Below are 14,203 nucleotides of genomic sequence, written 5' to 3' on the forward strand. Positions count from 1 at the left end.
ACGACTGCTCATCCGGCAGCAGGAGCACATATGCCGGTGTGCCTCATACCGTCATCGGGCGGTCGTACGGGCCGATCGGCGCCGGGAGTTGGGAACTCCCCGTCAGGTAGCGGTCGACGGCCGCCGCCACCGCCCGCCCTTCCGCGATCGCCCACACGATCAGCGACTGCCCGCGCGCCGCGTCCCCCGCGACGAACACCCCGCGCGCACTCGTCGCGAAGTCCGCGTCCCGGGTGATCGTGCCGCGCGGTGCCATCGCCAACCGCAGTTGATCGATGAGCCCGTCCTGCCGGTCGGGCCCGGAGAACCCGAGGGCGAGCAGCACGAGATCGGCGGGCAGACTGCGTCCTGAACCGTCCAACGGGCGCCGCCCGGCGTCGACTTCGACCAGGTGCAGGGACCGCACCCGCCCGTCCTCGTCACCCTCGAAGTGGAGCGTCGACGCCGCGAACAGCCGCGCGTCCGCGTCCGCCGCCGGGGCCGTCTCCAGATCCCGCGCCTCCTCGTGCGCGGCCGAGAGCCGATAGATCTTCGGATACGTCGGCCAGGGCTCCGCGTCCTCGTCGCGCGCGATGTCCGGCTGGGTGTAGATGTCCAACTGGGTGACGGACGCGGCCCCTTCACGCACCGCCGTACCCAGACAGTCCGCCCCGGTGTCGCCGCCGCCCACGATCACGACGTGCTTCCCGGCGGCGGACAGGGGAGAGGCAGCCAGGTCCCCCTCGCAGACCCGGTTGGCCAGCGGCAGATACTCCATCGCCTGGTGGATGCCGGTCAACTGCCGTCCCGGGACGTCCAGTTCACGCCAGGCCGTCGCTCCCGTGGCGATCACCACCGCGTCGTAGCGCGCCCGCAGTTCGGCCGCGCCGATGTCCCGGCCGACCGTCGTCGACGTACGGAACTTGGTTCCCTCGGCCCGCATCTGCCCCAGCCGCCGCTCCAGATGCCGCTTCTCCATCTTGAACTCGGGGATGCCGTACCGCATCAGCCCGCCGAGCCGGTCGTCCCGCTCGTACACCGCGACCGTGTGCCCGGCCCGCGTCAACTGCTGTGCCGCGGCAAGGCCGGTGGGCCCGGAACCGATCACCGCGACCGTCCGCCCGGACAACCGGTCCGGCGGTCTGGGTGGCGCGAAACCGTCGCTCCACGCGCGGTCCGCGATGGCCACCTCGACGTTCTTGATGGTGACGGCGGGCTGGTTGATGGCGAGCACACACCCCGCCTCGCACGGCGCCGGGCACAACCGCCCGGTGAATTCGGGGAAGTTGTTCGTCGCGTGCAGCCGGTCGGCCGCCGCCCGCCAGTCGTCCCTGCTGACCAGATCGTTCCACTCGGGGATCAGGTTCCCGAGCGGACAGGCGTCGTGGCAGAAGGGGACACCGCAGTCCATGCACCGGTCGGCCTGCCGGGTGACGATCGGCAGCAGCGCGCCCGGGACATACACCTCGTCCCAGTCCCGCACCCGCTCCTCGACGGGCCTGCGGGGCCACTCCTCGCGGGGAGTGGTCATAAAACCCTTGGGATCGGCCATGGCCGTCTTCCTCGCGTCCGCGTGCGACAGGCCGTGCGTCATCGGGCGGCACTCTTTCAGCCACGATAAGGCCCTTCGGCCGGGCGCGCAGAGTGGGCGAGACGGCTTTCCCTCAGGTGGGAGGCGGCGCGCACACCGGCTTCTCTCAGGTGAGAGCCAGCATGTAGACCAGCGCGGCGGCGGCCGAGGCGACCGCGCGGACGTGGTTCCACATCGTCCACTCGCGTACGTACGACGGCCAGTACGCGGCGGCTTCCGGTGTGCCCGGGTCCAGCTTCAGCAGCGCCTCGTTGCGGGGCACGTTCACGACGACGGTCAGCCCGAACGAACCGAACAGGTACAGCGCGCTGCCCAGCAGCAGCTCCACGGTCCCCTGATCCGGCCACAGCACGAACGTCACCACCGCGATCACCGCGCACAGCACCGCCGAACCGACGAACAGCAGCATGAAGACGGGCGTCATCGCCGCCCTGTTGATCGCGTTCATCGCGGCGACCCCCTGCGCCGGCGGCAACTCGGCCAGCCCCCGCATGACCAGCACGGAGAAGGCACAGAACACCCCGGCCATCACCCCGGTCGCGAGCACCCCCAGAACCGTCATCGTGAAATACGGTTCACCGATCATGCCGACATCAACTCCCGCCCGTAGAGCCGAGATCCTGCCCACCACCCCTTACCGAGACAAGTCAAGCCCGCTCCCGCACCGGTAGCCATGGCCGAGAATCGCCGGGGCATACGCGAACGTCCATGTGGCTCGCGGGCGGACGGCACGTCGATGTGTCGGCAGCATGGGGGCACGTCGGGACGGTGGGGCACCCCGTCGACCTCCTCACCCGGTTTCAGCCTCCGCCCCCGCCTGTCCCTCCCTCCACACCCGCAGCACCCCGTCCACGCCCGCCGAGATCCGTCGCCGTGCCTCATGTCGCGGCACCCCACTCATCAGCAACTGGTCGTAGGGCGTGTCCACATGCCGTACGGATGCCACCACCGCCGAGACCACCGCGGCCTCGGACAACGCCCGCCCCGCCGCACTCCGCCCCACCCGCCCGCTGCCCCGCGCCGAGGCATGCGCGGCGACGGCCCGGGCCCGCGCCTCGGGGCAGCCGGGGAACCGGCGTCGTATCTCCGCCGCGAACGCCTCCGCGAACCGCACGTCCGCCGCGGCCCGCCGCCCCGCGTCCCGTGCCCGGCGGCGCCGGCGAGCCTCCGCGTCCGCGAGGCACCGCCGCTCGGCCCGCGCGAGCCCGGCCTCCTCGACGAGGACGCCCTGCCGCTCGTACCGGCTCCGGCGCCGGTTGAACCGTACGACCACCGCCGACAGCGCGCTCTCCTCCCGCGCCCTGCGCGTCAGCGCGGTGTCGCCGCGCGGCAGGAACACCAGATGCCCGAGATCCACGCAGTCGAGACACCGCGGCACACCGCCCTCGACGACCAGCAACGGCAACGGCCCCCGACGACACTCGGCACAGTGCCGCTTCCTCAGCGGTTGAACGACCAGAAGTCCACTGCGGGGCAGGGCAGTTGCGAACGGTGCCATACGAGATGCATTCCCTCCTGTTGCGAGCCTCTCTCCTACGTCCTCCCCGGTACATCACGCGGAACGAACACCGACACGCGCGTACGGTGCCGGGTCGGCGTCTCGATCTCGTCGAGCACCGCCACGGCCAGATCCGTGTACGACAGCCCGGGCGCGCCCTCCGGCACCCGCTCGTCGCCCAGGCGGTGGCGCCCGGTGCGCGGGGCATCCTGCTCCAGTCCACCGCCGGGTGTGAGCATCACCCAGTCCACCGCCGTGCCCTCACCGGCCTCCCGCAGCCGCCGCAGCCCGGCCGTGTGGGCCAGCGCGAACGGCCGTATCTCCGGCGGAAACGCCGTTGGGTCGTCCATCACCGGGCGCCCGTCCGCCCCGATCAGGTCCGCGAACAGTCCGACGGCGACGAGCCGCCGCACCCCGGCCGCGGCCAGCCCCTCCAGCAACGCGTCGGACGCCCTGGCGAAGAAGTCGGGATCGAGCGAGTCGAAGCCCTGCTCGGGCCCGCTGAACGGTGACACCGCGTGCACGGCGGCGACCGCCCCGCCCGCAGCCTCCCGCACCGACCCGGCATCGGTCACATCACCCCGCACGATCGAGACGCCCTCGACCGCGAGGTCCGCGTACCGCGCCGGATCCCGCACCGCGGCCGTCACCTCGTACCCCCGCCCGAGCGCCTCCGCCGTGACGGCCCGCCCCGCCCGCCCACCGGCCCCGAGGACCACGATCCCGCTCATGCCCAACTCCCTTGTCCGGCGGCGTTTTTCGCCGCCCGACCTGCACGCTAGGGAGCCAGGGCCCGGTTACTTCAACGGTATCGGCGCTAGCCTCGGCACATGACCGACGCGACGGACGCCGCACGGCAGGAACCGCTCGACCCCGACATGTTCGACCCTGTCTGTCCGTCCTCCGCGATGCCTTTCAGGGTGGGGGACAAGTGGACCGGCATGATCGTCCGCTGCCTGGAGGGCGGCCCGCGTCGCTTCACCGAACTCCGTATACCGCTCAAGGCCGTTACCCCCAAAGTCCTCAGCGAGACCCTGCGCGCCATGGAACGCGACGGCCTGCTCACCCGGACCGTGTACGACGAGAACCCGCCGCGCGTCGAATACGCCCTCACCCCGCTCGGCCGCAGCCTCGTCCCCCTCCTCGACGCCGCCCGCGCCTGGAGCGAGACCCACCTCCCGCACCTTCTCGCCGCCCGGCGGAACCACCTGCACGACACACCCTGATCGCGGCCTGCCGCATCATGGGCCCTGTGCGACTGGAAGCGATCACCTGGGACAGGCTCGGCGACCTCCTCGCCGAGCGTCTGCTCGACCTGAAGCCGGCCGACGGCAGCCCCTGGCCGCGCGTCGCCATCGACGGCGCCCCCGCGGCCCGTACGGGCGAACTCGCCGAGCGCGTCTCGGAGGCGTTGCGTGCCCGCGGCCGCTCCTCGCTCGTCGTGGGCACCGAGGGCTTCCTGCGCCCGGCCTCGCTGCGCCTGGAGTACGGGCGCCAGGACGTCGAGGCGTACTACGACGGCTGGTTCGACACCCGGGCCCTGTGGCGCGAGGTCTTCGGCCCGCTCGAACCGGACGGCGACGGCCGCGTCCTGCCCGATCTGTGGGACCCGGCCGCGGACCGCGCCACCCGCAGCCCCTATGTCCAACTCCCGCCCAACGCCGTCCTGTTGCTGCACGGACCCTTCCTCCTTCGACACTGGTTCCCCTTCGATCTGACCGTCCACGTCCTCCTCTCACCGGGCGCCCTGCGTCGCCGTACCCCCGAGACCGAGCACTGGACCCTCCCCGCCTTCGAGCGCTACGAGGACGAGACCGACCCGGCCGGCACGGCGGACGTCCTGGTGCGCGCGGACGATCCGCGCCATCCGGCGTGGGGTGGATAGGGCAAGGACTGAGGACTGAGGAGCTGAGGGACTGAGAGGGGCTGAGGACTGAGGGGCCGAGGGCATCGCCCAAGGGCTTCCGCATTCCCGGCCGCCGTGCCGGAAGTCGCGACCGTCCGGGTGCGTTCCCCCCGCCGCGCGGCGAGAATGTAGGGCGCCGGGACTAGCGGAACGTTCTGTGCCGCGCCGGCCGTCCGGCACCGGGAGGTACTTCATGACCACCGCCGGAGACATCATGCACCGGGGCGCCCAGTGGATCCCCGCCCATGAAACCCTGGACCGCGCCGCTCAGCTGATGCGCGAACTGGGCGTCGGGGCCCTGCCCATCAGCGACGAGAACGAACGGCTCTGCGGCATCCTCACCGACCGGGACATCGTCGTCGGCTGTGTGGCCATGGGCCACGACCCGGCCAAGATCACCGCCGGCGAGATGGCCCAGGGCACACCCCGCTGGATCGACGTCGGCGCCGATGTCGGCGACGTGCTCCAGGAGATGCAGGGACACCAGATCCGCCGGCTTCCGGTCATCGACAAGAAGCGCCTCGTCGGCATGATCAGCGAGGCCGACCTGGCCCAGCATCTGACGGAGGAACAGCTCGCCGGCTGGGTCGAGAGCGTGTACGCCCGGAGCGGCATGCGGTGAGTCTCCGGACGGCTGTGCTCTGGGCTGCCGGACGGTTCAGAGCCAGCCGTTGCGCCGGAAGCCCCGGTACAGCGCGAGACAGGCCACGGTTATCACGCCGAGGACCAGGGGGTAGCCGAACCGCCAGTGCAGCTCCGGCATGTGGTCGAAGTTCATGCCGTACACACCGCACACCATCGTCGGTACGGCGATCACCGCGGCCCAGGCCGTGATCTTCCGCATGTCCTCGTTCTGCGCGACCGTCACCTGGGCGAGGTGTGCCTGCAGAATCGAGTTGAGCAGTTCGTCGAAGGACGCGATCTGCTCCTTCGCGCGCAGCAGATGGTCGGAGACGTCCCGGAAGTAGGCCTGTATCTCCGGCCCGATCACCCGCATCGGCCGGGTGGCGAGCTCCTCCAGCGGGCGGCCGAGAGGGACGACCGCCCGCTTCAGCTCCAGGAGTTCACGCTTGAGCTGGTAGATACGGCCCGGGTCCGCCCGCGCGCCGTTCTCCGCGAACACGTCCGTCTCCACCTGGTCGATGTCCGCCTGCACCGAGTCCGTGACGCTCAGATAGTCGTCGACCACATGGTCCGCGATCGCGTGCAGCACCGCGGCCGGGCCCTTGGCGAGCTGCCGGTGGTTCGACTCCAACTCCTCGCGCAGCGGCCCCAGCGAGCCGTGCCGTCCGTGCCGCACGGTGATGACGAACTCGGCGCCGACGAACACCATGATCTCGCCGGTGTCCACGACCTCGCTCGTCGCCGTCAGCTTCTCGTGCTCGACGTAGCAGACCGTCTTGAACACCGCGAACAGCGTCTCGCCGTAGCGCTCCACCTTCGGGCGCTGATGAGCCTCGATCGCGTCCTCGACCGCCAGCGGGTGCAGGTCGAAGAGCTCGGCGATGCCCGCGAACTCCTCGTTCGTCGGCTCGTGCAGGCCGAGCCAGACGAAGCCGTCGTCCTTCTTGCGCACCCGCTCCACGGCGTCCACCAGATCGCCGCCGACCGGGACCCGGACGCCGTCCTGATACGTGACGCACTTCACCACCGAGGAGCCCAGCGGTGACCGGGCGTGGTGGCTCAGGTCGACCCGCGGGCGCCGCCGCGCCAGCCGCGCCACCTTGCGGAGGCCGCTGACCCTGCCCAGGCCCGTGACCTTCCGAAGATTCCCTGCCATGGACATCCGGATCTCCTTGGGTGGATCCCCTCGCATCGCATTTCTGCGCCTTGGCGTGCCAGTTTGCCAGGCCGACGTGAGCGGTGGGTAAGCCTGTGGGAACGGAATCCTCCGCTTTGTTCCCCGCTGTGGACGAAGCCGTGAGCGTGTCTTGTTTCCCGCTGTGGACGAAGCGGTGCGTGAGCCGTGCGTGAACCGTGTCCGAGCGGACGCACGGCCGTGGCAAGGGGGTGCGGAACCGGAGCGTCGCCCCCTGTCGACAAGCGGGGCAACTGGGATGATCGCGGCATGACGCGATCCGACGGGTATCTCCTCGACAACCGGCAGTCCGAGGCGGGACAGCGCTTCGACGCCTTCGCCACGCTCTTCGACCCCACGACGTTCCGGCACCTGGAGGGGTTCGGCGTCGGACCCGGCTGGCGGGTCTGGGAGGTCGGCGTCGGCGGCACCTCGGTGGCGTCCTGGCTGGCCAAGAAAGTCGGACCGACCGGGAAGGTCGTCGCGACCGACATCGACACCTCCCAGGTCGCCTCGGTGGCCCGCCCGCCGATCGAGGTGCGTGTCCATGACGTGGGTGCCGAGGAACCGCCGGGGGAGGGCTTCGACCTCGTGCACGCCCGACTGGTCCTCGTCCATGTCCCGGACCGGGAACGGGCGTTGCACTCGATGATCAAGTCCCTGCGCTCCGGCGGACGCCTCCTGATCGAGGACGCCGACGCCGCCCTCCAGCCCCTGCTCTGCCCCGACGAACACGGCCCCGAGCAGCAACTCGCGAACCGCCTCCGCCACGGCTTCCGCGAACTCCTCGCCGCCCGCGGCGCCGACCTCTCCTACGGCCGCAGACTCCCGCGCCTGCTCCGCGAGGCCGGCCTGCGCCGCGTGGAGGCCGACGCGTACTTCCCGGTCACCTCACCGGCCTGCGCCGCCCTGGAATCCGCCACGGTCCGCCAGATCCGCGACCAACTCGTCACGGCGGGCCTGGCCACGAACGAGGACATCGACCGCCACCTGGCCAATGTCGCCTCCGGCGCGATGGATCTGGCGACGGCTCCGATGATCTCGGCGTGGGGACGGAAGGGGTAGACGGGGGGCGGGAGTTGGTGCCGAGCGGCGAGGAGAGCGGTCGGTCCGGGCGTGCGGCTGAGGAGAGCGGTCGGTCCGGGCGTGCGGCTGAGGAGAGCGGTCGGTCCGGGTGTGCGGAGACGGTTGCCGGCGAGCGCCTCGACACGGATGTCCGTCAGCCGGGTCCCACTGGCCGTCCCCCCACTCCTTCCACTGCCCGGGCCCCGGCCCGGCACCCCTCACGCGCCGCCTTCTCGGGATCGGCGCCCGTCAGCAGCGTCGCGAGGAACGCCCCCGTGAAGGCGTCCCCAGCGCCCGTGGTGTCCAGGGGGACGGCGGGCTCGGCCGGTACGCGTGCGTGGACCCTGCCGGAGTGGGCCACCAACGCCCCCTCGGCGCCCTGCTTGGTGACCACCAGGGGGACATGGCGGCTCAACTTGGCCGTCGCGTCCGCCGGATCGGGCAACCCCGTGAGCAGACACGCCTCGTCCCGGCTGGGCAGCAGGACGTCCACCCCCTCGACGAGCGCGAGGAAACGGTCCACGCCCAGCTCCACCAGGAACCCCGTGGACGCCGGATCCAGACTCACCGGCACCCCACGCGCGCGTGCCGCCTCCATCGCCGCCGCCGCGAGCGCCCGGCTCGGCTCGGAGAACAGCAGATAGCCCGACAGATGCAGCCGTACGACGCCGTCGAGCAGCGCGTCCGACCAGTCGCCGGGATCGAACCGCAGGGCCGCGCCACTGTCCGTGAGGAAGGTCCGCTCGGCCGACGCCCCCGTGTCGACCAGGCAGATCACCGTCCCGGTAGCCGCCTCCGGATCGACGACGAGACGGGGCCGTACCCCGGAGGCGACCAGCTCCCGCTCGTGCCACGCCGCCGAGTCCGCACCCACCCGACCGAGCAGCCGTACGTCCGCGCAGCCCCAATGGGCCGCCCAGCACGCCACGTTGGCGCCCGCGCCGCCCGGCACGGTCCGGATCGCGGCGGCCGTGTCGGTGCCCGGGGCGAGCGGCCCCCGATGCCGGGCGACGACGTCCGTGACGACGTCCCCGACGACCAGGAGCGCGCCGTCCGGCCCGGTCGTCACGCCTCCTCGGCCCAGGCCGCCGCGATCCGCCCCGCCAGCCGTACGTTGCCGCGCACGGCCGCCAGGTTGGCGCTCAGCGAGGCACCGTCGGTGTGCTCCACGAGGTAGCCGAGCAGGAACGGGGTGACCGCCTGCCCGGTGACGCCCTCCGCCTCGCACGCGTGCAGCGCGTCGGCGAGCACCCGCGCGTGCAGGTCGGGATCCAACTGCTCGTCCTCGGGCACCGGGTTGGCGACGATCAGCGTCGACTCCGGGGCGTCGAGCGCGTCCTGCGCCCGCATCACGGCCGCCACCTGCTCGGGGGTGTCCAGCTTCCAGTCCACCGGATACCCCGAGTCGGAGAGGTAGAAGCCGGGGAAACGGTCCGTGCCGTATCCGGCGACCGCCACGCCGAGCGTCTCCAGGCGCTGCAAGGTCGCCGGCACGTCCAGGATCGACTTCACGCCCGCGCACACCACCGTGATCCGCGTGGACGCCAGCAGCCCCAGGTCGGCGGACTCGTCCTGCGTCACCGTCCACTCCCGGTGCACCCCGCCGAGGCCCCCGGTCGCGAACACCCGGATGCCCGCCCGGGCCGCCAGCAGCGCCGTCGCCGACACCGTGGTCGCCCCGCTGGCCCCCGCCGCCACCGCGAGCGGCAGGTCGCGGTGGCCCAGCTTGCGGATCCCGTCCTCGTTGGCGACCCGCTCCAACTGGTCCTTGCCCAGGCCGACATGGGGCCGTCCGTCCAGCACGGCGATCGTCGCGGGGACGGCGCCCTCCTGCCGTACCGCCGCCTCCAGCTCCAGCGCCACCTGCAGATTGCGCGGGCGCGGCAGCCCGTGCGCGATGATCGTCGACTCCAGGGCCACCACGGGTCGACGCGCGTCGATCGCCTCACGTACTTCCTCGGACACCACCAGCACCACGCGCCTCCTGTCGTTCGGTCTCCCCTCATCCCTGGCGGGCTCGGTGCCCGGTCAAACCCTCGCGGGCTGTGGGAGACATCATCGGCGCCCGACATGGAAAACGGGGGCCACGCGTGCGTGGCTCCCGTTTTCCCTCCCGGGCCTCAGACCGGGCTGACGCCCGCCAGCGTCCCGTGCGGATCGAGCACGTACTTGCGGCTGGCGCCCTGGTCGAACTCGGCGTAGCCGCCCGGTGCGTCCTCCAGCGCGATCGGGGTCGCGTTGACCGCCTTCGCGATGTGCACGCGCCCGTGCAGGATCGCCATCATCAGACTCCGGTGGTACGTCATCACCGGGCACTGACCGGTCGTGAAGTGGTGGCTCTTGGCCCACCCGAGGCCGAGCCGCACCTTCAGGGTGCCGCTCCTCGCGTCCTCGTCGACCCCACCGGGGTCAGCGGTGACGTACAGCCCGGGGATGCCCAGCGCACCGCCCGCGCGCGTGACGCCCATCAGCGAGTTGAGAACCGTCGCCGGCGCCTCCGGAGCGTTCGGGCCGTGCGCCCGCGCCTCGAAGCCGACCGCGTCGACCGCCGCGTCCACCTCGGGCTCACCGACGATCTCGGCGATCTGCTCGCCGATGTCGCCGCGCGAGACGTCGACGGTCTCGCAGCCGAAACTCCTTGCCTGGCCGAGGCGTTCGGGGTTGAGGTCACCGACGATGACGACCGCGGCGCCCAGGAGCTGCGCCGACGCGGCCGCCGCCAGACCGACCGGACCCGCCCCGGCGACGTACACCGTGGACCCGACCCCGGCGCCCGCGGTGACCGCGCCGTGGAAACCGGTCGGGAAGATGTCCGACAGCATGGTCAGATCGAGCAGCTTCTCGCGTGCCTCGTCCCGGTCCGGGAACCTCAGCAGGTTGAAGTCCGCGTACGGGACCATGGCGTACTCGGCCTGACCGCCGACCCAGCCGCCCATGTCGACATAGCCGTAAGCCGCCCCGGGGCGGGCCGGGTTGACGTTCAGGCAGATGCCGGTCTTGCGTTCCTTGCAGTTGCGGCACCGCCCGCAGGCGATGTTGAACGGTACGGAGACGATGTCGCCCACGTCGATGAACTCGACGTCCGGACCCCGTTCGACGACCTCTCCGGTGATCTCGTGTCCGAGGACCAGCCCCTCGGGCGCGGTCGTCCGACCGCGCACCATGTGCTGGTCGCTGCCACAGATGTTGCTGGCGAGCACCTTCAGGATCACCCCGTGCCGGACCTTGCGGCCGACATTGGCGGGGGCGACTCCCGGCCCGTCCTGCAGTTCAAGCGTCGGGTGGTCGATGGTCCTGACCTCGACCGCTCCCGGCTTGAGATACGCGACTGCCCTGTTTCCGCTTCCACTCATGCGTGATCGCCGTCCCTTCGGCTCCGATCCCCCGGATGCCAGTGGCTGTGCGCGCGCATGGCGGAGTCTGCTACCGGCCCGGCCTCCCGGCCACCCTTCGCGGGGCATCGGAAACCGGGCTTTTCCGGGAGCGGGTGACCAGCGCCAGCGCGGCCAGGGGTATCAGCAGGCAGGCGGCCGTGAGGTTCAGCCAGCCGTAGCCCGCCTCCGCGACCACCAGCCCGGCCACCGCCCCGCCGATACCCGCCGAGGTGTTCATGGTGAGGTCGGACAGGCCCTGCGCGGCGGCCCGCGCGGGCTGCGGCACCGAGTCCGTGAGCAGTGCCGAGCCGGAGACGAGCCCCGCCGACCAGCCCAGGCCCAGCACGAACAGTCCCAGCGCGATCTGCCCATGACTCCCGCCCGCCGTACCGGCGAGGAACGCCGCACAGGCCAGCAGCCCTACCGCGAGCCCTATCCCCGACAGCCGCCCCACCTGGTCCGACAGCCTTCCCATCAGCGGCGAGAACGCGTACATCCCCGCGATGTGCCCGCTGATCACCAGCCCGATCAGATCGATACCGGCCCCGTGGTGGCCCAGCTCGACCGGAGTCATCGCCATCACCGACACCATCGCGGTGTGCACCACGGCCACCGTCACCAGCGCGAGCCGCGCCCGCGGCGAGGCGACCACCGCGGCGAACCCCGCCCGCAACGACCGCGCGGCCGGCGACCGGTCCTCGTCCGGCGCGAGCGCCCGGGCCGTCAACAACGGATCGGGCCGCAGCAGTACGGCGACCACGACCGCGGCGACCAGGAAGATCCCGCCCGCCCACAGGAAGGGGCCCGCCGCCGCGGGTATCCCGAGCCCGGAGACGCTACGGCCCGCGGGCGCGGCGATGTTGGGTCCGAGGACCGCCCCTATGGTCGTCGCCCACACCACATGGGAGATGGCCCGGGCCCGCTGCTCCGGCTCGGCCAGGTCGGCGGCGGCGAACCGGGACTGCAGATTCGCCGACGAGGCCGCCCCGAAGCAGGCCATGCCGCCCAGCAGCAGCGGAAAGCTCCCGATGCTCGCCGCGAGCACCACGACACCCGCTCCCAGCGCCCCGACCAGATACCCGAGGACCAGCCCGGGACGCCGGCCGCGCGCCGTCATCAGCGCGGCGAACGGCATCGACAGCACCGCCGTGCCCGTGACCGTCGCCGTGGGCGCCAGCCCGGACAGCGACTCGGTCCCACTGACCTGCTTGGCCAGTACGGCGGACAGCGCGACCCCGGTGGCGACGCCGAGCCCGCCCAGGATCTGGGTCGCGATCAGCACACCGGAGATCCGGCGCCGCAGCGCGGGCAGCCGGTCGGCCGTGACGGCTCGCTCCTCCACGGCGGTCACCGCGCGCACCCGGTACCGCCGCGACCGCACGCGTACCCGAAGCCGGTCCTCACCTGCACAACGCCCCCCGATTGCTCCCTGTCCGCCCGAATCCTCAGAACAACGGCTCGGGCAGCACACCCTCCAGCGCCAGCAGCTTCCTCTTCGTCTCCAGGCCGCCCCCGAACCCGCCGATACCGCCGTCGCTCTCGACGACCCGATGGCACGGCACGACGACCGGCAGCGGATTGGACCCCATCGCCACCCCCACCGCCTGGGCCGCGCGCGGCTGACCGACCCGTCCGGCCAGATCGCCGTACCCGACGACCGAGCCGTACGGAACGCCGGCCGCCAGCTCGCGCAGCACCTGCCGGTTGAAGCCGGAGATCAGGGACCAGTCGAGCGGCAGGTCGAAGGCGTGCCGTGTACCGGCGAAGTAGGCCTCGAACTGACGTATCGCCTCGGCCAGCAGGGGCGAGTCGGGCGCCTCGACCGGCTCGGTGCCCAGCCGGGACGCCAGTCGGTCGAGTGTCCTGTCGCGCACCGCGTCCGTCGCGTGAAACACGACGTTGATCAGGCCGTCCTGTGTCGCGGCCAGCAGCAGGGGACCGATGTCGGTGCCGACGACGGTCCACACCACCCGCTGCTCGTTCTGCCCATGGCTGTCCATGCGCCCACCGTACGACCCGGCACTGACATTGATGCTGGTACTCAGGTTCCGGTGGCTGTGGCTCGGGCACTGACTGACGTCCTGCTGGGCTGTCCTCAAGTTGTTCTGTCCGGCCGCCGGGACCTGTTCTCATGGCTCCGGCCGGGCGGAACATGACCTGATAGGAGCTTGGTCAGAAGCCCCTTCAATGTCCTGTCTGCGCCACCCGGCCGGTGCCCACCTCCGGCAAGGAAGGCACCATCAGCATGACATCGGCGGCGGCACCAGACACAGCGGACCAGGATGTGTTCGGCGGGGTCGACTCCCATGCCGACACCCTTCACGTCGCGGTCATCAGCGACAACGGCGGCCATCTCGCGGACGCCGAGTTCACCACCACCGTCGCCGGATACGCCGCGGCTCTGGCGTTCCTGAACGCCCACGGCCATGTGATCGCGATCGGTGTGGAAGGCACCGCCTCCTACGGAGCCGGCTTCACCCGCGCCGCGATCTCACACGGGCAGCACGTCGTCGAGGTCAACCGGCCCGACCGGGCCGAACGCCGCCGCATCGGCAAGTCCGACCCCGTCGACGCCTACGCCGCCGCCCGCGCCTCCCTGTCCGGACGGGCCTCCAGCGTCCCCAAGGACGACACCGTGGCGGGGATACGCGCTCTGCACAACGCCGCCCGCTCCGCGGTCAAGGCCCGCACCGCCGCCCTGAACCAGATCGGCAGCATTCTCATCACTGCTCCCGAGATCATCCGGGCCAAGTACGGCCGGCTCAAGGGAACGGACCGCACCGACACCATCGCCCGGCTGAGGCCGGTCGGTGACGCGGTCCACACCGCGGTCCTCACCGCGCTCAAAAGCCTCGCCCGACGCGTCAAGGAGCTGACAGCCGGGCACCAGGACCTGGTCAAGGCCCTGGACAGCGTGGTGAGCGTCCACAACCCCGGCCTGCGTGCCGCCTACGGAGTCGGCCCCGACACTGCGGCCCAGTTGCTGGTCACC

Annotated in this window: 15 protein-coding genes; 5 read left to right on the forward strand and 10 right to left on the reverse strand. The window is 71.7% G+C overall.

Going from position 1 to position 14,203, the window contains the following annotated elements:
• Positions 1–43 precede the first annotated feature (43 nt).
• From ACIRRY_RS11350 to ACIRRY_RS11365, 4 genes are all read right to left on the reverse strand, one after another.
• Entirely contained in the window at positions 44–1,531 is a 1,488-nt protein-coding gene (locus ACIRRY_RS11350) for a glutamate synthase subunit beta (RefSeq protein ID WP_403970744.1), read from the reverse strand.
• Positions 1,532–1,676: 145 nt separating this feature from the next.
• On the reverse strand, positions 1,677–2,156 hold the full coding sequence (locus ACIRRY_RS11355) for a DUF1772 domain-containing protein (protein WP_403970747.1): 480 nt from the start codon (positions 2,154–2,156) through the stop codon (positions 1,677–1,679).
• Positions 2,157–2,360: 204 nt separating this feature from the next.
• Entirely contained in the window at positions 2,361–3,068 is a 708-nt protein-coding gene (locus ACIRRY_RS11360; protein ID WP_403970750.1) for a DUF2293 domain-containing protein, read from the reverse strand.
• Positions 3,069–3,103: 35 nt separating this feature from the next.
• A complete protein-coding gene (locus ACIRRY_RS11365) occupies positions 3,104–3,799 on the reverse strand; it encodes an NAD(P)-dependent oxidoreductase (protein ID WP_403970753.1) in 696 nt (231 codons plus the stop codon).
• A 99-nt stretch (positions 3,800–3,898) separates the two neighbouring features.
• On the opposite strand from ACIRRY_RS11365, the gene ACIRRY_RS11370 reads away from it, so the two are divergent.
• The 3 genes from ACIRRY_RS11370 to ACIRRY_RS11380 all read left to right on the forward strand — a co-directional run bounded on the left by ACIRRY_RS11370 (position 3,899) and on the right by ACIRRY_RS11380 (position 5,596).
• Positions 3,899–4,294 (forward strand): winged helix-turn-helix transcriptional regulator, encoded by a 396-nt coding sequence (locus ACIRRY_RS11370; RefSeq protein ID WP_403970755.1) that lies wholly within the window; start codon positions 3,899–3,901, stop codon positions 4,292–4,294.
• A 17-nt stretch (positions 4,295–4,311) separates the two neighbouring features.
• Positions 4,312–4,953: a uridine kinase gene (locus ACIRRY_RS11375; RefSeq protein WP_403970758.1), complete on the forward strand. Its 642-nt coding sequence runs from the start codon at positions 4,312–4,314 to the stop codon at positions 4,951–4,953.
• Between the two features lie 214 nt (positions 4,954–5,167).
• Positions 5,168–5,596 carry a CBS domain-containing protein gene (locus tag ACIRRY_RS11380; RefSeq protein ID WP_403970761.1) on the forward strand — a complete coding sequence of 143 codons (429 nt, stop codon included), beginning with the start codon at positions 5,168–5,170 and terminating at the stop codon, positions 5,594–5,596.
• A gap of 36 nt (positions 5,597–5,632) precedes the next feature.
• On the opposite strand, the gene corA is transcribed toward ACIRRY_RS11380, so the two are convergent.
• Positions 5,633–6,760 (reverse strand): magnesium/cobalt transporter CorA, encoded by a 1,128-nt coding sequence (gene corA / locus ACIRRY_RS11385; RefSeq protein ID WP_403970764.1) that lies wholly within the window; start codon positions 6,758–6,760, stop codon positions 5,633–5,635.
• A gap of 282 nt (positions 6,761–7,042) precedes the next feature.
• On the opposite strand from corA, the gene ACIRRY_RS11390 reads away from it, so the two are divergent.
• On the forward strand, positions 7,043–7,837 hold the full coding sequence (locus ACIRRY_RS11390) for a methyltransferase domain-containing protein (RefSeq protein WP_403970767.1): 795 nt from the start codon (positions 7,043–7,045) through the stop codon (positions 7,835–7,837).
• A 154-nt stretch (positions 7,838–7,991) separates the two neighbouring features.
• Here ACIRRY_RS11390 and ACIRRY_RS11395 read toward each other — a convergent pair whose 3' ends face one another.
• From ACIRRY_RS11395 to ACIRRY_RS11415, 5 genes are all read right to left on the reverse strand, one after another.
• Positions 7,992–8,906, reverse strand: a complete 915-nt coding sequence (locus ACIRRY_RS11395; protein ID WP_403970770.1) for a carbohydrate kinase family protein — start codon at positions 8,904–8,906, stop codon at positions 7,992–7,994.
• Positions 8,903–9,814 (reverse strand): pseudouridine-5'-phosphate glycosidase, encoded by a 912-nt coding sequence (locus tag ACIRRY_RS11400; RefSeq protein WP_403970773.1) that lies wholly within the window; start codon positions 9,812–9,814, stop codon positions 8,903–8,905. Before ACIRRY_RS11400 ends, ACIRRY_RS11395 begins: the two co-directional genes overlap by 4 nt.
• 143 nt (positions 9,815–9,957) lie before the next feature.
• Entirely contained in the window at positions 9,958–11,190 is a 1,233-nt protein-coding gene (gene fdhA / locus ACIRRY_RS11405) for a formaldehyde dehydrogenase, glutathione-independent (RefSeq protein ID WP_403970776.1), read from the reverse strand.
• 70 nt (positions 11,191–11,260) lie between these two features.
• Positions 11,261–12,562 carry an MFS transporter gene (locus ACIRRY_RS11410; protein WP_403970779.1) on the reverse strand — a complete coding sequence of 434 codons (1,302 nt, stop codon included), beginning with the start codon at positions 12,560–12,562 and terminating at the stop codon, positions 11,261–11,263.
• 94 nt (positions 12,563–12,656) lie between these two features.
• Positions 12,657–13,211 carry a methylated-DNA--[protein]-cysteine S-methyltransferase gene (locus ACIRRY_RS11415; protein ID WP_403970782.1) on the reverse strand — a complete coding sequence of 185 codons (555 nt, stop codon included), beginning with the start codon at positions 13,209–13,211 and terminating at the stop codon, positions 12,657–12,659.
• A gap of 245 nt (positions 13,212–13,456) precedes the next feature.
• Between ACIRRY_RS11415 and ACIRRY_RS11420 the strand changes: the two genes are divergently transcribed.
• Positions 13,457–14,203, forward strand: a 747-nt coding sequence (locus tag ACIRRY_RS11420; RefSeq protein ID WP_403970785.1) for a transposase, incomplete at its 3' end; no start/stop codon positions are given.

Origin of the sequence: Streptomyces sp. NPDC101776, assembly GCF_044766845.1 — a bacterium.
GTDB lineage: Bacteria > Actinomycetota > Actinomycetes > Streptomycetales > Streptomycetaceae > Streptomyces.

Coding starts and splice junctions, on each gene's coding strand:
- ACIRRY_RS11415 (WP_403970782.1), bottom strand. CDS start 13,211: ATGGACAGCCATGGGCAGAACGAGCAGCGGGTGGTGTGGACCGTCGTC.
- ACIRRY_RS11380 (WP_403970761.1), top strand. CDS start 5,168: ATGACCACCGCCGGAGACATCATGCACCGGGGCGCCCAGTGGATCCCC.
- ACIRRY_RS11360 (WP_403970750.1), bottom strand. CDS start 3,068: ATGGCACCGTTCGCAACTGCCCTGCCCCGCAGTGGACTTCTGGTCGTT.
- ACIRRY_RS11375 (WP_403970758.1), top strand. CDS start 4,312: ATGGGCCCTGTGCGACTGGAAGCGATCACCTGGGACAGGCTCGGCGAC.
- ACIRRY_RS11350 (WP_403970744.1), bottom strand. CDS start 1,531: ATGGCCGATCCCAAGGGTTTTATGACCACTCCCCGCGAGGAGTGGCCC.
- corA (WP_403970764.1), bottom strand. CDS start 6,760: ATGTCCATGGCAGGGAATCTTCGGAAGGTCACGGGCCTGGGCAGGGTC.
- ACIRRY_RS11355 (WP_403970747.1), bottom strand. CDS start 2,156: ATGATCGGTGAACCGTATTTCACGATGACGGTTCTGGGGGTGCTCGCG.
- ACIRRY_RS11365 (WP_403970753.1), bottom strand. CDS start 3,799: ATGAGCGGGATCGTGGTCCTCGGGGCCGGTGGGCGGGCGGGGCGGGCC.
- fdhA (WP_403970776.1), bottom strand. CDS start 11,190: ATGAGTGGAAGCGGAAACAGGGCAGTCGCGTATCTCAAGCCGGGAGCG.
- ACIRRY_RS11390 (WP_403970767.1), top strand. CDS start 7,043: ATGACGCGATCCGACGGGTATCTCCTCGACAACCGGCAGTCCGAGGCG.
- ACIRRY_RS11370 (WP_403970755.1), top strand. CDS start 3,899: ATGACCGACGCGACGGACGCCGCACGGCAGGAACCGCTCGACCCCGAC.